The sequence below is a fragment of the Pseudoalteromonas sp. Z1A8 genome, assembly GCF_011378855.1.
Taxonomy (GTDB): domain Bacteria; phylum Pseudomonadota; class Gammaproteobacteria; order Enterobacterales; family Alteromonadaceae; genus Pseudoalteromonas.
Genome location: NZ_WTLB01000060.1, coordinates 1 through 20,291 on the forward strand (window position 1 = coordinate 1; position 20,291 = coordinate 20,291).

General features: G+C 39.1%; 20 protein-coding genes. 9 read left to right on the forward strand and 11 right to left on the reverse strand.

What is annotated here, in order from left to right; translation table 11 throughout:
- Positions 1-119: 119 nt before the first annotated feature.
- From GQR55_RS17495 to pspF, 7 genes are all read right to left on the reverse strand, one after another.
- Positions 120-605, reverse strand: a complete 486-nt coding sequence (locus GQR55_RS17495; RefSeq protein WP_166421607.1) for a VOC family protein — start codon at positions 603-605, stop codon at positions 120-122.
- A gap of 89 nt (positions 606-694) precedes the next feature.
- Positions 695-1,456, reverse strand: coding sequence for an ATP-binding cassette domain-containing protein (locus tag GQR55_RS17500; protein ID WP_166421608.1), 762 nt, complete (start codon positions 1,454-1,456; stop codon positions 695-697).
- Positions 1,456-2,448, reverse strand: coding sequence for an oligopeptide/dipeptide ABC transporter ATP-binding protein (locus GQR55_RS17505; RefSeq protein ID WP_166421609.1), 993 nt, complete (start codon positions 2,446-2,448; stop codon positions 1,456-1,458). Before GQR55_RS17505 ends, GQR55_RS17500 begins: the two co-directional genes overlap by 1 nt.
- Positions 2,449-3,342, reverse strand: a complete 894-nt coding sequence (locus tag GQR55_RS17510) for an ABC transporter permease subunit (RefSeq protein WP_166421610.1) — start codon at positions 3,340-3,342, stop codon at positions 2,449-2,451.
- Positions 3,329-4,363: an ABC transporter permease gene (locus GQR55_RS17515; protein ID WP_166421611.1), complete on the reverse strand. Its 1,035-nt coding sequence runs from the start codon at positions 4,361-4,363 to the stop codon at positions 3,329-3,331. Before GQR55_RS17515 ends, GQR55_RS17510 begins: the two co-directional genes overlap by 14 nt.
- Complete coding sequence (locus tag GQR55_RS17520) at positions 4,363-5,970, reverse strand: ABC transporter substrate-binding protein (RefSeq protein ID WP_166421612.1); 1,608 nt, start codon at positions 5,968-5,970, stop codon at positions 4,363-4,365. Before GQR55_RS17520 ends, GQR55_RS17515 begins: the two co-directional genes overlap by 1 nt.
- 15 nt (positions 5,971-5,985) lie before the next feature.
- A complete protein-coding gene (gene pspF / locus GQR55_RS17525; RefSeq protein ID WP_166421613.1) occupies positions 5,986-7,050 on the reverse strand; it encodes a phage shock protein operon transcriptional activator in 1,065 nt (354 codons plus the stop codon).
- Positions 7,051-7,236: 186 nt separating this feature from the next.
- Here pspF and pspA point away from each other — a divergent pair, with 186 nt between their 5' ends.
- The 8 genes from pspA to GQR55_RS17565 all read left to right on the forward strand — a co-directional run bounded on the left by pspA (position 7,237) and on the right by GQR55_RS17565 (position 13,845).
- On the forward strand, positions 7,237-7,896 hold the full coding sequence (pspA, locus tag GQR55_RS17530) for a phage shock protein PspA (protein ID WP_002958333.1): 660 nt from the start codon (positions 7,237-7,239) through the stop codon (positions 7,894-7,896).
- Positions 7,897-7,963: 67 nt separating this feature from the next.
- A complete protein-coding gene (gene pspB / locus GQR55_RS17535) occupies positions 7,964-8,197 on the forward strand; it encodes an envelope stress response membrane protein PspB (protein ID WP_024612319.1) in 234 nt (77 codons plus the stop codon).
- The gene (pspC, locus tag GQR55_RS17540) at positions 8,194-8,595 is read left to right on the forward strand and encodes an envelope stress response membrane protein PspC (protein WP_166421614.1); all 402 of its coding nucleotides are present in this window, start codon (positions 8,194-8,196) and stop codon (positions 8,593-8,595) included. Before pspB ends, pspC begins: the two co-directional genes overlap by 4 nt.
- Before the next feature lie 63 nt (positions 8,596-8,658).
- The gene (locus GQR55_RS17545; RefSeq protein WP_166421615.1) at positions 8,659-10,077 is read left to right on the forward strand and encodes a YcjX family protein; all 1,419 of its coding nucleotides are present in this window, start codon (positions 8,659-8,661) and stop codon (positions 10,075-10,077) included.
- Positions 10,074-11,099: a TIGR01620 family protein gene (locus GQR55_RS17550; protein WP_166421616.1), complete on the forward strand. Its 1,026-nt coding sequence runs from the start codon at positions 10,074-10,076 to the stop codon at positions 11,097-11,099. Before GQR55_RS17545 ends, GQR55_RS17550 begins: the two co-directional genes overlap by 4 nt.
- Before the next feature lie 147 nt (positions 11,100-11,246).
- Positions 11,247-12,428: a methionine gamma-lyase gene (gene megL / locus GQR55_RS17555; RefSeq protein ID WP_166421617.1), complete on the forward strand. Its 1,182-nt coding sequence runs from the start codon at positions 11,247-11,249 to the stop codon at positions 12,426-12,428.
- Positions 12,429-12,665: 237 nt separating this feature from the next.
- Entirely contained in the window at positions 12,666-13,463 is a 798-nt protein-coding gene (phhA, locus tag GQR55_RS17560; protein ID WP_002958327.1) for a phenylalanine 4-monooxygenase, read from the forward strand.
- 37 nt (positions 13,464-13,500) lie between these two features.
- On the forward strand, positions 13,501-13,845 hold the full coding sequence (locus GQR55_RS17565; RefSeq protein ID WP_002958326.1) for a 4a-hydroxytetrahydrobiopterin dehydratase: 345 nt from the start codon (positions 13,501-13,503) through the stop codon (positions 13,843-13,845).
- A gap of 61 nt (positions 13,846-13,906) precedes the next feature.
- Here the strand turns inward: GQR55_RS17565 and GQR55_RS17570 are convergent, their stop codons facing one another.
- The 4 genes from GQR55_RS17570 to GQR55_RS17585 are packed head-to-tail and all read right to left on the reverse strand — an operon-like array spanning position 13,907 to position 18,631.
- A complete protein-coding gene (locus GQR55_RS17570; RefSeq protein WP_166421618.1) occupies positions 13,907-14,344 on the reverse strand; it encodes a hypothetical protein in 438 nt (145 codons plus the stop codon).
- 8 nt (positions 14,345-14,352) lie between these two features.
- A complete protein-coding gene (locus GQR55_RS17575) occupies positions 14,353-16,713 on the reverse strand; it encodes an ABC transporter permease (protein ID WP_166421619.1) in 2,361 nt (786 codons plus the stop codon).
- A complete protein-coding gene (locus GQR55_RS17580; RefSeq protein WP_166421620.1) occupies positions 16,713-17,393 on the reverse strand; it encodes an ABC transporter ATP-binding protein in 681 nt (226 codons plus the stop codon). Before GQR55_RS17580 ends, GQR55_RS17575 begins: the two co-directional genes overlap by 1 nt.
- Positions 17,390-18,631 carry an HlyD family efflux transporter periplasmic adaptor subunit gene (locus GQR55_RS17585; protein WP_166421621.1) on the reverse strand — a complete coding sequence of 414 codons (1,242 nt, stop codon included), beginning with the start codon at positions 18,629-18,631 and terminating at the stop codon, positions 17,390-17,392. Before GQR55_RS17585 ends, GQR55_RS17580 begins: the two co-directional genes overlap by 4 nt.
- A 381-nt stretch (positions 18,632-19,012) precedes the next feature.
- Here GQR55_RS17585 and GQR55_RS17590 point away from each other — a divergent pair, with 381 nt between their 5' ends.
- On the forward strand, positions 19,013-20,098 hold the full coding sequence (locus GQR55_RS17590) for a hypothetical protein (protein ID WP_165728527.1): 1,086 nt from the start codon (positions 19,013-19,015) through the stop codon (positions 20,096-20,098).
- Positions 20,099-20,291: the final 193 nt, after the last annotated feature.

Sequence of the window (20,291 nt, forward strand, 5' to 3'; positions counted from 1 at the left end):
ATGGCTTAAGTTACAAGCCATCCTGGAAGGCTACGATTTAGCAAAATCTCTTGAGCCAGACTTGTGATCAAGAGACAGCTTTTAAAGCGCCTTTTTTATTTTCTTGAATAAAGTGGGTATTAATTACCTCTGGCAATAAACTCAATACGATTACCACTAGGCTCTCTAATCATCATATGTTGCGTTGGGCCTTTTCCTAAGTTTTCTGGTGCAAACTCTATAATAATATTATTTTGCATTTTTAAGTGTGCATGTAGCTCGCTTAACTTTTTGATACTTTCAACACTGAGAGCTAAATGGTGTAAGCCGACATTTTCTGCCCGATTAAACTCTACACGCTTGTCATCATTTTTAACGCGCCACAGTGTAATAGTTATTTTGTTATTAGATAAAAAATAAGCAGGATAGGTTGGGTCATTTCCCAGCACTTTAAAACCAAGTACATCTGTAAAAAACACTTTAGATGAATCTAAATTGGACACTGTTAAACCAAGGTGATCAACACCGCCAACCCAATTTTTAACGTTTTTTGATGTATCAGCAATGGCTGAGGCAGACAAAAGGAGTAAGGGGGAAAGGCTAAGCAATAACGTGTTTTTAAGCATGAGGTCTCTTGTTAATTAAATAAAGTTAACAACAAGACCCATCTAAATACGGTTACCTTACAAAAAAGGTATAAATTTATAAGCTGTTTTTAGCAGCTAAGTAATCGCTGCGTTACTTTTGATTGAGGGTTTTGAAAAACATCTTCAGTCGGGCCGTATTCAACTACTTCGCCTTTATCGAGTACAACCACATAATCACTGATATGACGCACTAGGCTTAAATGATGGGTGATCATGACGTACGTAAGGCCTGTATCGCGCTGCAGCTTAAGTAATAAATTCACTATTTGCGCACGTATAGAAGGGTCTAAAGACGAAACGGCTTCATCGAGCACAATCACCTTAGGATCTAAAATTAATGCGCGAGAAAATGCTACACGTTGTAATTGCCCCACACTAAACATATGCGGGTAGTAGTGTTTATGATCGATTAACAAACCCACCTTTGAGAGCGTTGCATCAATCTTCTCAGTTCGTTCGGCTTCATCAAGCTCAGTATTATATTGCAGGCAATCATCAAGCATTTCGCCAATGGTTAACCCCGGGTTGAGCGATGCAGCAGAGTCTTGAAAAATCATACGAATATGGCGACATTGATTATCGCGTATGCCATTGTCTTCAATAATATTATTTTCGAGCAAAATTTGCCCGCTATCAGCAGTATCAGCTCCTGAAAGTAGTTTTGCTAACGTACTTTTACCTGCACCTGTTTCACCAATTATGGCTATACTTTCGCCTTTACCCACAGAAAATGAAATATTCTTAAGTACTTCAAATTTTTTACGTGAAAAAAGCCCAGCTCGCACATTAAATGTTTTTGATAGCGCTTGTACTTTAAGTAGCGGCTGCATTATTTCATGTCCTTAATTAACGGGAAATGGCAGGCATAACTATGACCATGATGCTTAGTAAGGGTGGGAGTTACCACGCAGGCTTTTTGCGCTTGTGGGCAGCGCGGCCCGAGGCGGCAGCCAATAGGCAAATGTTGCAGGGTAGGGATAGTTCCTTTAAGGGCATAAAAAGGTTCTTTATGCGCTAAACCTTGTTCGTAGTCTGGCAGGCTTTTTAGTAATGCTTGCGTATAAGGGTGGCGAGGCTGTTTAAATATTTCATGAGTTGGACCTGCTTCAACCATTTGCCCGCAATATAAAACATGAATACCATGTGACCAATGTGCAATCTCTTCAAGTTCATGAGAAATCATTAAAATAGACATGTTTTTAAGCTGGTTTAAGCTTTTTAATAACCTAAATACTTGTGCGCGAGTTGTGCTTTCAAGCGCTGTAGTTGGCTCATCAGCTATTAATAACTTAGGCGTGCGAGCAATGGCCATTGCAATCATTACTTTTTGGCATACGCCTTCTGAGAGCTCATGAGGGTAACTGCTTAGTACCGCTTCGTGGTTTTTAATACCCACTTTATGAATAAGTGCTTTTACTCTGTCTTTTCTTTCGCGGTTGCGTTTTAAAAAGAAACCTTTAGTTGCGACCTCTGGGAGTGTTTCGGCAATTTGGTCAAATATTTTAGCGGTTGGATCAAGGCAGCGACTTGGATCTTGATAGATCATCGCTATATCTTGGCTTACTATTTTACGGCGCTTTTCTGGGCTTAAACGCATTAAGTCTACGCCGCGCCAATGTATACGGTCGGCAGTAATATCCCAGCGTTCGTTCAATACACCAATAATCGCTTTTGCTATTAGGCTTTTACCAGAGCCAGACTCGCCTACAAGCGCATGTACTTCGCCTTCTTTTAAGCTAAAACTCACTCTGTCTACTGCTCTAATTACAGTTTCAGAGGTACGTAGTTCAATTGTTAAGTTACGAACATCGAGTAATTGCATTTAATCAGCCTTACGTGCTTTAAGCACTTGTCGCAGGCCATCGCCTACTAAATTAGTAGATAACACAGCTAAAAATAGTAGTACACCAGGCAGCGCTACAGTCCACGGCGCTAAATAAATAAGGCCTAGATTTTCGGCTAATATTGCGCCCCATTCGGTCGTTGGTGGCTGAGCCCCTAATTTTAAAAATCCCAGTGCTGAAATATCTAATATAGCGGTAGAAAGCGCCATCGTGAATATAACCACAATATGCTCATAAATATTAGGGAAAATACCGCGCGATATAATATGCCAATTAGATGCGCCATCGAGTTTAAACGCAGTAATGTAATCTTTACTTAATTCATCAACAATCAGGTTACGCACTGAGTGAATAAACTGCGGCAGTAACGCTAAAATAATGGCCCATACGGTATTCATTAAACCTGGGCCGAGTATGGCGATTATTATTATTGCCAATAACAAAGAAGGAATAGAAAGCGTTATATCAAGCAAATGATTTAAAAAGCTTGAACGCAGCCCTTTACTAATCCCTGCAAAAGTACCCACTAATACACCAAAAATAGTGGTGATTAGGGCGGCTACAACAGAAAGGCCAAACGTATACGTAGCCCCATTCATTAAGCGCGAGAGTACATCACGGCCTAAATCATCGGTACCTAAAAGAAAGCGTACATCGCCCATTTCTCGCCACGATGGTGGAATAAGTAGTGCATCACTGTGTTGTTGATTTACACCATACGGGGCTAAAAAAGGAGCAGTGGCGGCTAATAGTGCAAACGCTATAAATATCCATAAACCAACCAAAGCAGGGTGGTTATTTTTAAACTTTCGCCAAAGTCGCGCGAGTGGCGATTTATTCGACTCTTCAGAAAATAAATTAAACTTTGCCATGAGCCTGATTCCGCGAGAGTGGATCGAATAAAGTGTAAGTAAGTTCAGCTGTAATAGAAGCTAAAATAACAAATAAAGATACCGCCATTAATCCGCCTTGAATTGCAGGAAAGTCACGCTGATAAATACTATCGATTAGCCATCGGCCAATACCCGGCCACGAAAAAATAACTTCGGTAATCATCGCAAGCGTTATTAGCGTACTAAATTGCAAACCAATTTGCTTAATTACCGGCAGTAATGCATTACGCAGTGCATGGTGCATGATAAGTTGACGGCGGTTAAGGCCTTTTGCCCTAGCTGTTTTAATAAAGTTTTGATCCATTACTTTAAGCATCGACTCGCGAGTAAAGCGCACTAATACCGTGGTTGGATACATAGCCAGTACAATAGTCGGAAGTGTTAAGTGGCGCAGCGCATCAATAAAAGCCATGCCTTTATACGGAAAGCCAGCAAGTGCAATATCAATTAAAATAAATCCAGTATTTGCGGGTATTTCGTAAAGTAGTCCCATTCTGCCCGACATAGGAAACCAGCCAAGCTTTAATGAAAAAACCATAATTAACAATAATGCGAGCCAAAATACAGGCATCGAATACCCAACCATAGTGGTCGAGTTTATAAGCTTGTCGGGCCAACGTTTATGATAGCCAGAGCCTAAAATACCCGAAGGTACACCAACAACAACCGATACAATTAAAGCATAAATACTTAGCTCTAAAGTGGCCGGTAGCAAATCAACAATATGGCTAAAGACGCTGTTACCCGAGGCAAACGAAAACCCCCAATCACCCTGAAATATTCGCCCTAAAAAGGCAATGTATTGCATAAAGTAATTGCTGTTGTATAAATATTTGTCTTCAAGCTCACTATGCTGTGCAAAGTTACTGCTCGGTATGCCACTTAAATTACTGAGTGGATCACCGGGAAATAAATACGCTAGCGAAAACGTAAATACACTAAGCATTAGTATCATAAAAAGGAATAAACCAAGGCGGCGTAAAATATAATCTAAGATCATTATTTTTTCCTCGCATTGGCAAGCGAAATAGCGCCAAACGGGCCAAGTGTTATGCCTTCCACATCGGCGCTACTCGCTTGAAAGCGCAGGCCATGAGCAATAGGCAATAACGGCAGCTCTTTAATAATCAAACTTTGTGCATCGTCGTAGTATTTTTTACGTTTGTTTAAATCAGTGGTGTCGAGTGCTTGAGTAAGCAATAAATCAAATTGGGGATTACACCAGTTTGCTGGGTTTTTGCCACTAAAAGTAGCGGTACAACTGAGCAGTGGGCTAAAAAAGTTATCAGGATCGGGTGTATCTGCCGCCCAACCAAGTAACACGCTGTCGTGCCTGTGCTCGCCAATACGCTGAATAAACGTGTTCCACTCATATTCTACAATGCTTACATTAACGCCCACTTTGCGTAAATCACTTTGCATAAGCTCAGCCATTTTACGTGCGTTAGGGTTATAAATACGACTCACAGGCATAGCCCATATTGTCATATCAAAGCCATCAGGTAAGCCTGCTTCAATAAGTAACTTTTTAGCAAGTTCTGGATCAAACGTAGGAATATCTTCTTGTGGCTCAAATGCCCAAGAGGTTGGTGGCAAAATAGATTGTGCGCGAGTACCGTTACCGTAATAAACCGCCTGCATTATTTTATCTACATCTATTGCATGCGCAAGCGCTTGGCGTACGCGTAAATCGTCAAACGGGGCACGTTCTGTATTAAACGCCCAATAACCTATATTTAAGTTTGTTTCTTTTTCGATATTTATATCATCGCGTTGCGCTAAAATACTTAATTGCGCACTACTTGGATGAGCCGTTACATCGCACTCTTTAGTCAGCATTTTGGCTATGCGCGCAGTGCCATTGGGTGTTATGTCGTAAACCAATTGTTCAAGTGCTACATCGTGCTTCCAATAAAGTGGGTTACGGTAAAAGCGTACAAGGTGATCTCGACGATACTCTTTATAAATATACGGGCCTGTGCCAATCGGGTACTGATCAAATAAGTTTTTTTGATTGTTTTTCTTAAGTTTCATGGCGTATTCTTCTGAAAGCACCACAGCAAAGTCGGTAGCCATATTGGCTAAAAAGCTACTTTCAGGATTAAACAATTCAAAACGGACTTGATAGTCAGACACGCGGACAATTTTACGAATAAGTTGATCAATCCCCACACTTTGAAAATACGGGTAATTGGCATCGCCCACAAAGTGATATGGATTGTATACATCGAATAATCGGCTAAAGGTAAATATAACGTCGTCGGCGTTAAAATCCCGCGAGGGGGTAAAATAAGAAGTAGTATGAAACTTTACATCTTTACGCAGGGTAAAGGTAACCGATTTACCATCTTTACTAATTTTCCAGTCGGTTGCCAGCTCACTTTGAAACTCTGCAGTGACAGGGTCAATACTAATTAAGCGGTCGTATAATTGGTTAGCAATTATATCAATAGTTGAACCGGTGGTCGTGACTTGCGGATTAAACGACACAGGGTTGGCTTCAGCGCAGTAAACTAAGCCTTGGTTTTTTTCTTCTATGATTTCTTCTTTGCTATCAAGGCAACCAACTAAAGTGGTGGCAAGCAAAACAAGTAATAATTTATGCACCCGCATAACCTCTGACTATTGTTGATCCAACAAGTTGTATTTTTTAAGATAACCACGTAATTGATGATACGTTAAACCAAGTACTTCTGCAGTTTTCTTTTGATTAAATTGGCTATGTTCGAGCGCTTTATTAATCATGTTTATTTCAAAGTCGTTTGAACGCTCTTTTAAGCTACACGGAAATTGAATATCAAGGGTTATATCTGCGCTTGCTTGAGCAATCGGCTGCGCAACTACAATAGGCTCTGCATTAACTGTTTGAGCCGCTATAGGTGCTTTAATGCGCGCTTTTGGTCTAAATGGGCTATCGAATGGGTCTAAAATAATCTGGTGAACGGGGATATGTTCACTACCGTGGCGATACAAACTTCGTTCAACCACATTTTTAAGTTCGCGAATATTACCAGGCCAATCATAACTAAGCAGTGTTTCTGTTGCGCTTCGGGTAAAACCGCTAAAGAGTTCCCATTCTAAATCGCGCGCCATATTCATCGCAAATTGTTCAGCAAGCAGCATAATATCGTCTTGGCGTTCGCGCAGTGGCGGCAGGGTAATTACATCAAAGGCGAGGCGATCGAGTAAGTCACTTCTAAATTCACCTTGCTCAGCTAAATAAGGAAGATCTTCGTTTGTAGCACACACTAAGCGTGTATCTACTTTTACAGTTTGTTTGCCGCCAACACGCTCAAACTCACCGTATTCTATAACGCGCAGCAGTTTTTCTTGTACCATAGCGGAGGTGTTAGCTAGTTCATCTAAAAACAGTGTGCCGCTATTAGCGCGTTCAAAACGACCTTCGTGGCGTTTACTTGCCCCCGTAAAAGCACCGCTTTCGTGGCCAAATAACTCACTTTCGAGTAGGTTTTCGTTAAGCGCTGCACAGTTAAGCTTTACGTAGTTTTGATCCCAGCGTTTTGATAAAAAGTGTAAGCGTGCTGCTATTAGCTCTTTACCTGTGCCGCGTTCACCAATAATAAGTACCGGTTTATCTAAATTAGCCAGTTGCGATACCTGATCTAATACAGACAGAAAGCTATCTGATTGGCCGAGTAAATTATCCTGTTGGCGATATTGGCTCATATTTCCTAACTCTTGGTCATTTTTACTAACAGTTAGTGTATTTCATAAGTAGGGATAACTAAAGAAATTTGTATATTTAGTTTAACGTAATGAAAATAAAGTGTATTTTAACTTTTAAAAAGTTGGCAAGCATATTGATACTAGTTATAGCAGACTAACTAAGTTTTAATTACAGAGGTAAATGTTATGGGAATTTTTTCACGTTTTGCAGATATTGTTAATTCTAATATCAACGCCATTTTAGATAAAGCAGAAGACCCAGAAAAAATGGTTCGTCTGATTATTCAAGAAATGGAAGATACGCTTGTTGAAGTACGTTCTACATCAGCTAAAACATTAGCTGAGAAAAAAGAAATTGTACGCCGCTTAGATACGCTTAAAGCACAGGTAAGCGATTGGCAAGATAAAGCCGAACTGGCTTTAAGTAAAGACCGCGACGATTTAGCGCGTTCAGCCCTACTTGAAAAGCAAAAGTCGGCAGATGCCGTTGCTTCAGTCGCTAGTGAACTTGAACATGTAGAGTCTCATATTGAGAAACTACAGCAAGAAGTAACGACACTACAAGAAAAGCTAGCAGATGCGAAATCTCGTCAAAAGGCAATTATACTTCGCCAACGTTCGGCTGAGTCGCGCCTTGAAGTGAAAAAGACACTTGATAGCTCAAAAGTAGAAGACGCACTTAATCGCTTTGAACGTTACGAAACTAAAATTGATGGACTAGAATCTCAAATTGAGTCTTACGATTTAGGTAAAAAGACGTTAGCGGACGAAATTGCTAATCTACAAAAAAATGAAAAGATAGATGATGAGCTAGCCGAACTTAAAAAGAAGCTAGCTGATAAATAACTTATAAAGGGGTACTTAAAGTACCCCACTGCTTAAAAGCATCAAAACGGATTGTCAGGAGAGGATTATGTTTGATCCAGAGATACTAGTTGCACCATTTATCTTGTTTATGATTTTTGTTGCACCGCTGTGGTTAATTTTACATTACCGTAGCAAAAAACAAGTAAGCCAAGGTTTAAGTGAACACGAACATCGCCAGTTACTTGAGCTTGCACATAAAGCCGAAAAAATGGCCGACAGAGTCGAAACACTAGAAGCATTGCTTGATCAAGAGTCACCACAATGGAGACGCAAAGTATGAGTGCCAAACGCGAATTATTAAGAGACCCACAACGCGGTAAAATAGCCGGCGTATGTGCGGGATTAAGTGACTACTTTAATATGGAGTTATGGTTAGTTCGCATTATATTTGTTAGTGCGGTACTGCTAACGGGTGGCCCATTATTTGTGGTAGCGTATATTGCAGCTTGGTTCATTTTAGATAAAAAAGAGCCCGTAACAGTGCAAACTAAAAGCTCAACTAAACATGACGATCCGCTAGAAGTAAAATTTAAAGTATGGCAAAAGGGCGAGCCACCGCGCCGCGCATTGCAAGATTTAAAAGAGCGTTTAACGCGTGTAGATACTCGCCTTCAAGATATGGAGCGCCATGTAACTTCAAGCGAGTTTACGGTGAGCCGTGAAATTAACAAACTTTAAAGGATTTAATAGCACCTTATTTGCAGCGTGATAAATTACGGCAAATTAGGTGCAAGACACTTTATGAGCCAATCATTTGCAAAAAAGACCTTTAAAAGTATTAAAGGCAAAGCACAAAAAGCCCTTCATCGCAGTTTAGACCAACACGTAAAGCTTGCCGTAACTGGCCTAAGTGGTAGTGGTAAAACAGCCTTTATTACCGCGCTTGTTAAACACTTAACAACCCAAGCGGACGATAAAAACTTACCTTTTTTTGATGTAATGCGCGAGCACCGCCATGTGGCCACTAAAGTCGTGCCGCAAGAAGCGTTAAAAGTCCCTACGTTTAATTATACGCGCGCGCTAAGTTCATTATTACCCAGCGATGGGATGCCTACGTGGCCTGCATCTACCGAGCGTATCAATACTCTGCGCTTAGCAATAAAGTATCAGAGTAATGCAGGGCTGCGTGGGCACTTTTCGCCGCAATCAACGCTTTATTTAGATATTATTGACTACCCGGGTGAATGGCTTCTTGATTTACCTATGCTTGAACAAAGCTATTCTCAATGGTGCGAGCAGCAATATCCGTTACTAACTCAGCCTTCGCGTGTAAATACATCAAGTGATTTTCTAGCTGCTGTTGAGCAACTTGATTTAAATGCGCCTGTAGATGAAAACGCACTTGCTCATATTGCTCAGCTTTATCAAAGCATGTTAGTCGGGCTTAAAAAAGATACCAAACTTGCCATGTTACAACCCGGGCGCATGCTTATGCCTGGCGACTTACAAGGCGCGCCATTATTATTGTTTTTTCCAGTATCGGGTGAAATAAACAGTGACGATGTTGTTGCGGGTTCTAATTTAGCGCATTTAATTAAGCGCTTTAACGCCTATATAAAAGAAGTTGTAAAACCATTTTATAATGAGCATTTTAGGCACTTTGATCGCCAAATCGTACTTGTCGATGTACTGAGTGCACTAAACGAAGGGCATGAAACCCTACAAGAGCAAAGTAGTGTAATAAACCAATTACTCGCGCACTTTAACTATGGTGAGTCAGGTTTTTTTAAACGTTTATTTAAACCAAACATAGATAAAATATTATTTGCAGCTAATAAGTCAGATCACATAAGTGCAAAACACCATAAAGATTTAGCACTACTGCTTGATTCGCTCGTGCATGAACAGAGTAATCATTTAAAGTTTGATGGTGTGCAAATAGAAACCATGGCTATGTCGTCAATTACAGCCACGCAGCCGCGCCAAATTACCGACAAAGGCCAAACGCTTGATTGCATTTACGGTAAACCATTAAACGAGCCTGATTGGCTTACGTATTTACCGCCGCAGCCTCCCAAGCGGATGCTTAATAAAAGTGAGTGGCCAGCACAGGGATTTGAGTTTTTATCGTTCTCTCCAATGCCGAGCCCCGATAAACAACTAAAACATATTCGATTAGATCATGTCATGCAGTACCTGCTAGGAGACAAATTAACATGAGTGAGTCAAACCAACCATTTCAAGCAGGGCGTCGTATAGATACGCAAAGCATTGAGCAAAACGAACCCGTTTTAGCACCTGCAAAAATTATTCAGCACGGACAAAGTGATTACGAAGAGCTTGAAGATGAAGCATTAGAGCCAGAAATTGATCTGGAGCCTGTGTACAAAAAATCAAAGTGGCAAACGCTTAAAGGCGTGTTTGCTATTAGTTTTATAGTACTGGTGCTTTTAGAGTTTGCGTACTCGTTAGTATTTGCTTTCGAGCAGTCAATTATTTTAGGCAGTGTTTATTTAACAGCAGTTGTAAGTGGCGTGCTACTAATAGGGCGCTTATTGTGGCGAGAGTACCGCATGCTGCGCAGTTTAAAGCGCAACCAATTGCACCGAGTTGAAGCCGACAGGCTTTTAAACAGCGAGCAAGTAGGCGGTGCATTACCTTGGCTCGAAAAGCTCAATAAACACCAAGAGCTTGATAACTTTGAAACCTTTAAAAACCAAGTAGCGATGCATCACAGCGACAAAGAAATCATGACGCTGTACGCCAATAGTTTATTAATAACTCAAGACACCAAAGCTAAAAAGCTTATAAATCGTTTTGCGACCGAATCTGCACTGCTAGTTGCCCTAAGCCCACTAGCGCTGGTTGATATGATGGCCGTGCTTTGGCGAGGTACTAAATTAATAGAGCAAATAGGTAAAATTTACGGCATTGGTTTTGGCTACGCAAGCCGTATAAAGCTATACCGCATGCTAATAAAACAAGTAATGTTTGTAGGTAGTGCTGAGCTTGTATCTGACCTTGCTGCAACTGCATTAAGTGCTGAGCTTTTAGGTAAGCTTTCGGGACGGGCTGCACAGGGCGTAAGCGCCGGTATTTTTACTGCACGTATTGGTTACAAAGCAATGGAGCTTAGCCGCCCATTACCAAGGCTTGAAAACAAACGCAGCTTACTAAAAGGCACTGTGCAAAGCATCGCAGGTAAAATTATGAGCCGCAAAAAGGCGGAGTCAACGCAGTAAGGGTAGTGGCAATATTTGTGTACAAACGTGCGCTGCATGGTTTTTACACAAATAGCCATCTGAGCATCCGGCATGCTTGCTGTTTGTAAGCGCATACGTTTTGATTGTTGAATCGCAAAAACATAATAATCAAAAAATGAGCCTACAATGAGCAAGCATCATATAAACACCCAGTGTATTCACGGACCACAAAAAGCAAACGACCCGCACGGCGCACTTACTTCTCCTTTGTATCAAACCTCTACCTTTCATTTTGAAAATGCCGCACAAGGTGCTGCGCGTTTTGCAGGCGACGAACCTGGCTATATTTATACGCGCTTAGGAAACCCTACAACCACAGAGCTTGAGCAAAAAGTTGCTCAACTAGAGAGCTGTGAAGCAGCTGCTGCAACCGCAACAGGTATGGGGGCTGTATCAGCCTCAGTACTGAGCTTTTTATCGCAGGGGGATCACCTTGTTGCTTCAAGTGCTTTATATGGTTGTACCTTTGCGTTTTTCTCGCATATGTTGCCGCGCTGGGGAATCGAAGTCACTTTTGTTGATATGACCAACGAAGACGAACTACGCGCTGCCATCAAACCTAATTCAAAAATGATATTTGTTGAAACGCCAATTAACCCCACTATGGCGGTTATTGATTTGGCACTGATTGGCGCAGTTGCTAAAGAACACAATTTAATTAGTGTGGTCGACAACACCTTTTTAACGCCGTTACTGCAATCACCCAAAAAATACGGTATCGACATCATAATGCACAGTGCGACCAAGTACTTAAATGGTCATGGTGACGTAGTCGCCGGTATTGTATGTGGATCGCTTGAGCACATAACACACATTAAAATGACCGTACTAAAAGACATTGGTGCAACCATAAGCCCGCACGATGCATGGTTAATTAATCGAGGCCTAAAAACACTCGCCATTAGAATAGAGCGTCATTGTCAAAGCGCACAAACAATAGCCGAATATCTAGAAGCGCATCCACAAGTAAGCACCGTATATTACCCTGGGCTTAAATCGCATCCAGGTTATAAGTTTATTGGTAACCAAATGAAAGCCGCTGGTGGTGTTATTGCATTTGAAATAAAAGGTACGCTGCAAGATGGCGCGCAATTTATTGATAGTATGAAACTTTGTACACTTGCTGTAAGCCTAGGCGACGCTGAAACACTGATCCAGCATCCTGCATCTATGACCCACTCGCCTTATACGCCAGAGGAGCGAGCTGCCGCTGGAATAAGTGATGGGCTGATCAGGCTCTCGGTTGGGCTTGAAGATGTTAACGACATTATTAGTGATTTAGACCAAGCTTTTACTCGAATTGGCTAGGTGTATTTAATTGTGTACATATAAAAACAAGCTGTGGGCCTTTATTTAAAGGCCTGTATTTTTAATGTTCCACGGGTGTAATTTTAACTTTACGATTGGGGTGATCGCGCCAAATACTGATATTAGCTTATCTATTAAACTTTTCTTCACTTTTGCATAGTATGGGGTCATTCGATATTCAATAGATTTGAGTATCACACTGACACCGATTTAGGGCGCACACCCAAGAAGGTACTTATGGCTAAAGCAAGTAAATACACATCCAAAACACCAGACGAAAATGGTGTTATACACTGGAGTGATGAAGAAAATAAGATTTGGTCTGAGCTTGTAGCGCGCCAACTTGCGTGCATAGAAGGCAAAGCCTGCAATGAGTACATGCAAGGGTTAAAAAAGATTAACCTGCCGCACGATCGTATTCCGCAGTTAAGCGAATTAAACGAAGTGTTACTAGCCACTACCGGTTGGCAAGTAGCGCCAGTACCTGCACTTATCGACTTTGATGAGTTTTTTAGATTACTGGCAAACAAGCAGTTTCCGGTAGCTACATTTATTCGTAGCCGCGAAGAATTTGACTACCTACAAGAGCCAGATATTTTTCATGAAATATTTGGCCATTGCGCAATGCTAACTAATCCTGACTTTGCCGAGTTTACGCATAAGTACGGGCAATTAGGTTACGCAGCGCAGAAAAAAGACCGTGTATACCTTGCACGTATATACTGGTTTACGGTTGAATTTGGTTTAATGCAAACCGAAGATGGTCTGCGTATTTACGGCGGCGGTATTTTATCAAGCCCAGGTGAAACCCAGTACGTATACTCAAATACGCCAGAAATTAGCCCAATGAATGTGCTTGATGTACTGCGTACGCCGTACCGTATTGATATTATGCAACCACAGTACTACACCATAAATTCGATTCATGATCTGTTTGATATATCGCAAATGGATATTATGACTTTGGTTGAGCGAGCTAAAGAGCTTGGCTTGCACGACCCAAAATTTCCACCAAAAGAAAAATTAGCCAGTTAAACATTAATGCTAAAAAAGCTAAAAGTAAGGATTTAGAATGTCTTCATTAAGTGCACAAAAATGCGAAGCCTGTCATGTAGATGCGCCAAAAGTATCTGACGAAGAGTTAGCGCAATTAATTACTAAAATCCCAGACTGGGTACCAGAAGTACGCGACGGCATTATGCAGCTTGAGCGTGTTTATAAATTTAAAAACTTTAAACAGGCTATCGCGTTTACTAACAAAGTAGGCGACATGGCAGAAGACGAAGGCCATCACCCAGGTTTATTAACCGAGTGGGGCAAAGTAACCGTTACATGGTGGAGCCATTCAATTAAAGGCCTACATAAAAACGACTTTATTTGCGCAGCTAAAACAGACGACGTATTTAACGCGCTGTAAACTTTTTAAAGATTTAACCTTCGCAACAAAAAGCCCGCTAAAGTTATTTAGCGGATTTTTTTTATATACCGTAGTCACTGGCAATTATAGAAATTGAATGAACCTTTAGCTGCTTATCTGAAAACTTACTTTTAAGCATGTCGATGGTTTTTTCTTGTTGCCTACAAGGCGGGCAGGGGCCTATAGCTTCATCTATTGAGGTGTAAAACAACGTATACTTTTGCTGGGTAAAGTCGGGCAATGTTGTTAATAGCTGCTCTAAATTACTTTTAATTAAATCAGAATCAGGATGGCTTTGTTTATTTTTTAAAATGGATAAAATATTTGGTAAATATTTATCAGAGTAATGCATCAACTCGCCTTTGCTGTTAAATAAAAACATTTGCGGTGCGGTATTATTAATGGGCGATTTAACCATTTGGTAATGAGAGAAACTGTACTGCTCAGCGTATGTATTTCCGCCGTATATAAGTAGTGTAGCTAGTAGTAATTTGTACATGTTTATCCTTAAGTTAAGTGATTCCACGAGTTGTTAAGTGTTTTTTTAATCTCTATAGCAATAATACATATAACCGCTAACAAAATGACTAAATGCACTATCAGTATAATATTTAGGTCAAAAACGGATTGTTGAAATAAAAAAGTTTGTAGTTTTTCATGTTGGGTGAAAAATAGTGCAACAATAACTATGTGGGCTATCACAAATGCAGTGAAAAAGAGCTTTAAAAATAAATAGCATATTTGGTAGCTGCGAGCGCCCATAGCACGTCTTAACGCAAGCTCTGTGGATGATTTAGCCGTAAGTTGTTTAATACTACTGTAGTTGTATAAAAACGCAGAGAGTAGAAGAATTGAGGAGCACACAACGGTAATTATAAGTAATGCATTTCTAGGGGCTTGCTCATTTTTTACTAAAGACGAAAGGGGGGTAAGTGATAAATCGTTAAAGTTTACACTTAATGCCTTTACTGCCGTTTGGAGTTCACTTTCAACTTGTGTGATGGGCGCATAAGTTTTAATTATAATTGCTTCAAAACCTGTCAGGGCGCTTATTACACTGTACACAGTGGGCTGAACCGGTGTATCGGCTCCTTCATTATAAATATCATTAACAACGCCAACTACTTTATGTTTTACTTTTCCAGTATCAAATTGGGCTAATAAATAAGCTTGGCTTAGTTCTGTGCCTGCAAAGTATTGATCCCATAAAGCGCTGTTAACGACAATGTTTTGGTAATGTTGCCATTGCACGCTTTGCCCAGAGATAAGCTTAGCGCCAATAGTTTTAAAGTAATGCGGGCTCACTCTGTGGCTTGCGGTACTGGCGCTTTTACCCGAACTGATAGCTTGTCCGGTAACGGTGTACCATGCACTAAACCCACTGCGCTCTGATAGTGGTGGGGCAGAGCTAAGTGATACTTCTTCAATAATGGGCAGTGAATTTAATTGCTGAATTAATTGTTGAGCAGAGTTATTTGCATTAAAGGCCTCGCTAGGTGATTGTGGAAAACTAAAGCTGGCAATTAGAATATTATTTGCATTAAAACCCATACTTTTATTATTTAAATTAATCTGGCTGTAAATAACCAAACTACTAATGTAAACACTTGTAATAGCAAGGCTAGTAAGTAATGAAAGTAATGAGAATACTTGTACTTTTTCGCTTGTTGTCGCACTTTGGCCGCGTCCAATACTGCTATGTACCCACCTTCGTTGAAAATAACTAAGCGCCGATAAAAAAGTAATAATAACAATGTAAAATACCGCCAGCGTAAATAATGAAAAAGAGCTGTTTAGCTGGTTCAGGCTTGGTAATAAAATTGCGCTGATGCGGTCGCTCAGTGGATACAAAACGCACATTACAATAATAAGTAGTAGGCTTGTGAGTACGATATCAATAATTTGCTGCACAAAAATGTGTGTGTTATTGGCTCCGCATAATTTGCGTATAGTTTCTTCTTGTTGCTTTTTAATTGACTCTGCACAGTAAAATGCACAAAAGGCAATAAAGCTAAATAAGAGCAAAATATAATAAAGTAACTGCAATAAGTTTAGGCGCTTTATTATTTTATTAAAGTGAGTTGGGTTGACACCAATACCATCATTAAACTTAAGTTCGGTATTATCAAAGATAAACATTTCGTTTTGTAAGTGCTTATTTAGCAAGCTTAAAAAGAGTGTTTTATTTTTAACGTGCCCTAAAATATACGTAAATGTATCTGGGGTCAGGCTACTTTCTTGAGGCAAAATACGTTTAAGTTGCGAGTAAGGAATAACAAGTTTAGGTTCATAAGCACGTTTAAAGCTTTTAAACTCTTTTGGCATTACAGCGACAATGTTTATGCTTTTATTATTAACAACAAGCTGTTTGCCAATAATATCAGTGACACCTTTAAAATGAGTATGCCAAAACGAATAGCTAATGGCGGCACTTAGTGCGCTGCCTTGTTTTGGGAAATCTAATTGTTCAAAGCTGCCTAAGGCAGGAATGATACCTAATTGTTTATACCCCCCCGATATAAAGCTTACCTTAACAGACTCATTATCATGATTAACCGAAAGCTTTAATGATAAATCAATAGAACGCTCAAAAACGCCAACTAAATCTTGGTGCAATACGGTTATTTCATCAAAAATGTACTCATCAACGGGCAAGTCATTTTGAGTGTCACTTAAATAAACTTGTTTAATCTTTTGGATGTTATTTATTGCCGTGTAATCGGCTGATAAAAACTGACTATGAATGTTACTTATATTTAAAATTAAACATAAAGGAATACTCAGCAACAAACAGCTAAGCCATAATTTAGTATTTTGCTTAGCATATTTTAGCCAGTTTAAGGTCAGATCAGTAATTAAGTTCAGCATCAAAAACCTTGCGCACTAAGCTGTCCATCTTGAATATACAAACGCGTTTTTGCTGTTTTAGCATGGTTTTCATCATGTGTTATTAAGCAAATTGTTTTGCCTTCGTCGTTTAGCTTATTGAGTAACTGATATATTTGTTCGCTATTGCTCGAATCTAAATTACCCGTTGGCTCATCGGCTAAAATAACAGATGGTTCATTTATTAACGCTCTAGCAATAGCAACTCTTTGTTGTTGCCCGCCTGACAATTGGCTTGGCTTTCTATCAATAAATTCAAGCATATTTACTTTATTAAGCGCAGCTTCTACTTTTTTTTGATAATCCTTTCTTAACACCGATTTGTTGTAACTGAGTGGCAAAGCCACGTTATCAAATACGCTTAAATGATTTAATAAATTAAAGTTTTGAAATATAAAACCAAGTTCTCTGTTTTTAATGGATGAAATAGCATCGGGTGTTAAGTCTGCTGTGTTAGTGCCTAAAATAGTGTATTGCCCTTGGCTAGGTAAGTTTAGTAAGCCTAAAATAGAAAGTAAGGTACTTTTACCACTGCCAGAAGTACCGGTTATTGCAATGTAGTCACCACTGTTTATTTTAAAGTTTATAGCTTTAAGTGTATTGACGTTGGTATTAGGATATTGATAAAAAACATTATTAAACTCTATCAGCGAATAACTCATTTAAAAGCGCCTATTAAATCAAAGTTATTTTTAGTGGCATAATCAGCAGGCAGTAATAATACATAATTACTTTTTAGCGTTTCATTAAAGCTCAAGGTGTCTTGCTCAGTCGTTTTATAATTTATATTGGTAAGAATAGCTTTACTCGATGGTGTTATTTCGTAGACCTTCCATTTGCTGTAGTTATCAAAATCATTCGGTTTTTTAATATTTTGAACTACTAAAGATTGCTCCAAATAAATATGGGCTTCTATTGCTTGGCTGCTTCTAAGCCATGATGGTGGGGGAGTGTCTAATACTAAAAATACATTAATAGCGCCATTTCTTATTACTGTATCTATATAATCAACCTTAGCTGCAATTGTGCCACTGGGTGTAACTATGTCTGCTTTTTGGCCTATTCGTAACTGATTAGATGAATACTGAGGGACTTTTATTTTAGCCAGTAAGTTGTCGGTCTCTATTAACTCAAACAGTGATTGCCCTTGAGTAACCGCTTGACCTAATTTAGCTAAGTTTTGACTTACGGTACCGTCAAAGTTTGCTGTGAGTGTTAGTTGCTCTTGACGCCTTTGTAAATAGCTAAGTTTGTTTTTTGCGATGTTTACTTTGTTATCAAGCGCAATTAATTGCTGATCAAATGCCTCTTTAAATAGACTCAGTTCACCATTTTTGGCATTAACTTCAAGTTCACTTTGCTTGTAAAGCATTTCGCTTTGTTTAAAGCGAATTGCAGAAATAATACCTTGTTCCATTAAAACTTTATTAGCATTTAATTCAAGTGCTTGCTGCTGCAATGCCATTTTAGCTTTTGATAAGTCGACTTTAATTTGCGAGAGCTTAATTGCTAAATTACTTTTATCAATAGCTACTTGGGATTCTAAATTAAGCTGCTCATAACTCGCATTATGTATATCTTGCTCCAATTCGTAGTTAGTCAGCTTTGCTAATACTTGGCCTTTTTTTATAGCTTGCCCTTCACGAATTGTAAGTGTGTTGATATTGCCTTTTAGCGGCGCAGACAAAAGTTCTCTTTGTGTAGGCTCTATTGTACCAATCCCTTTTAATACGTTGGGTAATGATACTTGAGAGACTAATATTGGCTTTAAATAACGCTCAGGAATATCATCAGAGAACAGCACTACTTTAATTAAATAGCCCAAAACCAATAACAGCAATAAAGCCGCAATAGCGATAGGATATCTACTTTTTTGTTTAACGATTAAATACTCTTCCATTAGTACAACCTACTTGTGCTTTTGTTATTTAAAATGTGGTAAACACTGTTTTAGTTAGGGTTTTTACTTTCTTTAAGTAAAGGGTGTGAGGGTAAGCTAGCTGAGTAATATTTTTTAGCTGGCAGCTAACGGTTTGATTTATCACCAACTCCGTTCCTAAAACACATTCAGTTATATCACCACTAAGTTAACTATGTAAATTTTATTTTAATGGGGTTTAGTGAAACGAAACCCAACGAACCTCTAATGACCTTACTTACCTCGGTGCTTATTTTACCACCAATATTTTTTTGGCCTAGATTAAAAGATTCCTTTTTTCTTTATACGTTTGTATTTTTAGTGATATTTTAGAGCTAATAACTAGCTTCAGAGTAAAAGTTAATGGAAAAGGCGATCAAGGATGACAAGATTTCTGACTTTAGAGATCTAGTAAATTCCAATTCAAGTTTTGTTTATAAGACTTATCACAACAAAAATGGCAAAAATCAATGGAATATAATTTGCTCTTGTATGGATTGGATCACTGTATCGATTAGGTATTTAGAACATCCTCCAGGATTAGAGGAAAATATTGATGTGCGTGTAATGCAGATGTTTTCTTTAATTTCTGCGATAGATCTCGTTTCAGAAGCAATAACCCAACTACACCGGGTGTTTATAAACCCAAAGACGCTACCTTTCTCCGGTGAAAAAGAGTGTTTTAAAAATCGTTTATTTGACGAGGATGATAACAGTTATTTCAAATCTATAAGAGCCTCATTTGGTGCGCATCCTGTAAACTTAAATCATACAAATAGTAAAAGGTTCGCTAGTTGGCCTTACGAGAACCACATGGAGAATAGTGAGCTTACTGTTAACTTATATAGCAATAAAGTGGGTGAGAGTGATTTAGTTATGGTTCTTAACTCTAACGAACTATTTTGTTTCCTTCTTGAGAGATACAACTATCTGGATGTTTTATCTCAAGCAATAACAAAATTATTTAACGATTTTAAGCTGATTTTAACTAAGCAGCCTATAGAAACTAAAGCATCCTATTTAGAGCAGTTATATATTTTAAAAAATGAGTCTGAGATAAGATTAAACAATGATTATTATAATGATGTTATTGATAATTTAATTATGGTTTACGAAGCCGAGCCTTTAAAGCCAGATCTTGAAATTAAAGCTGCTAATTACAGAAGGTCGCTAGAGCTATTAATTGATGAAATAAAAATAAACCTCCAATCGATGAATATTATAGATTTAGATAATGACGGACTTCTTGAGCCTAAATCAGATTTAAGTCGAAAGCTAAGTTATGAGTTAGGGAAGTTTTATAGTTGGTTGAATGGGGACCGCTACGATCCATTAGCTAATCATTACCTAAAAAGATTTAATGAAGAAACAGACTACATATATGACTTCAAGATAGAAGATCCAGTTAATACGTTATTCATTAAGACAAAAATAATGCTGCTTGATTGAGAGTTTATTGCCATAAACAAAAAAGCCCTAAACCAAAGGCTTAGAGCTTTTCTATATACAATTAAAGTTTAGCTAAAACACTTAACTTCAAAGTATCGTTGGGTTTCGTTTCACTCAACCCAACCTTGTATCTCTTCTTGATGAGTGTTTAGCTAGCACTTGTCACATCGGGAAGACAGTGAGCTCGTACCCA

Bases quoted from the DNA above. Each gene is read 5' to 3' on its own strand.
- GQR55_RS17495 (WP_166421607.1), bottom strand. From the start codon at position 605: ATGCTTAAAAACACGTTATTGCTTAGCCTTTCCCCCTTACTCCTTTTG.
- GQR55_RS17500 (WP_166421608.1), bottom strand. From the start codon at position 1,456: ATGCAGCCGCTACTTAAAGTACAAGCGCTATCAAAAACATTTAATGTG.
- GQR55_RS17505 (WP_166421609.1), bottom strand. From the start codon at position 2,448: ATGCAATTACTCGATGTTCGTAACTTAACAATTGAACTACGTACCTCT.
- GQR55_RS17510 (WP_166421610.1), bottom strand. From the start codon at position 3,342: ATGGCAAAGTTTAATTTATTTTCTGAAGAGTCGAATAAATCGCCACTC.
- GQR55_RS17515 (WP_166421611.1), bottom strand. From the start codon at position 4,363: ATGATCTTAGATTATATTTTACGCCGCCTTGGTTTATTCCTTTTTATG.
- pspF (WP_166421613.1), bottom strand. From the start codon at position 7,050: ATGAGCCAATATCGCCAACAGGATAATTTACTCGGCCAATCAGATAGC.
- pspA (WP_002958333.1), top strand. From the start codon at position 7,237: ATGGGAATTTTTTCACGTTTTGCAGATATTGTTAATTCTAATATCAAC.
- pspB (WP_024612319.1), top strand. From the start codon at position 7,964: ATGTTTGATCCAGAGATACTAGTTGCACCATTTATCTTGTTTATGATT.
- pspC (WP_166421614.1), top strand. From the start codon at position 8,194: ATGAGTGCCAAACGCGAATTATTAAGAGACCCACAACGCGGTAAAATA.
- GQR55_RS17545 (WP_166421615.1), top strand. From the start codon at position 8,659: ATGAGCCAATCATTTGCAAAAAAGACCTTTAAAAGTATTAAAGGCAAA.
- GQR55_RS17550 (WP_166421616.1), top strand. From the start codon at position 10,074: ATGAGTGAGTCAAACCAACCATTTCAAGCAGGGCGTCGTATAGATACG.
- megL (WP_166421617.1), top strand. From the start codon at position 11,247: ATGAGCAAGCATCATATAAACACCCAGTGTATTCACGGACCACAAAAA.
- phhA (WP_002958327.1), top strand. From the start codon at position 12,666: ATGGCTAAAGCAAGTAAATACACATCCAAAACACCAGACGAAAATGGT.
- GQR55_RS17565 (WP_002958326.1), top strand. From the start codon at position 13,501: ATGTCTTCATTAAGTGCACAAAAATGCGAAGCCTGTCATGTAGATGCG.
- GQR55_RS17570 (WP_166421618.1), bottom strand. From the start codon at position 14,344: ATGTACAAATTACTACTAGCTACACTACTTATATACGGCGGAAATACA.
- GQR55_RS17575 (WP_166421619.1), bottom strand. From the start codon at position 16,713: ATGCTGAACTTAATTACTGATCTGACCTTAAACTGGCTAAAATATGCT.
- GQR55_RS17580 (WP_166421620.1), bottom strand. From the start codon at position 17,393: ATGAGTTATTCGCTGATAGAGTTTAATAATGTTTTTTATCAATATCCT.
- GQR55_RS17585 (WP_166421621.1), bottom strand. From the start codon at position 18,631: ATGGAAGAGTATTTAATCGTTAAACAAAAAAGTAGATATCCTATCGCT.
- GQR55_RS17590 (WP_165728527.1), top strand. From the start codon at position 19,013: ATGGAAAAGGCGATCAAGGATGACAAGATTTCTGACTTTAGAGATCTA.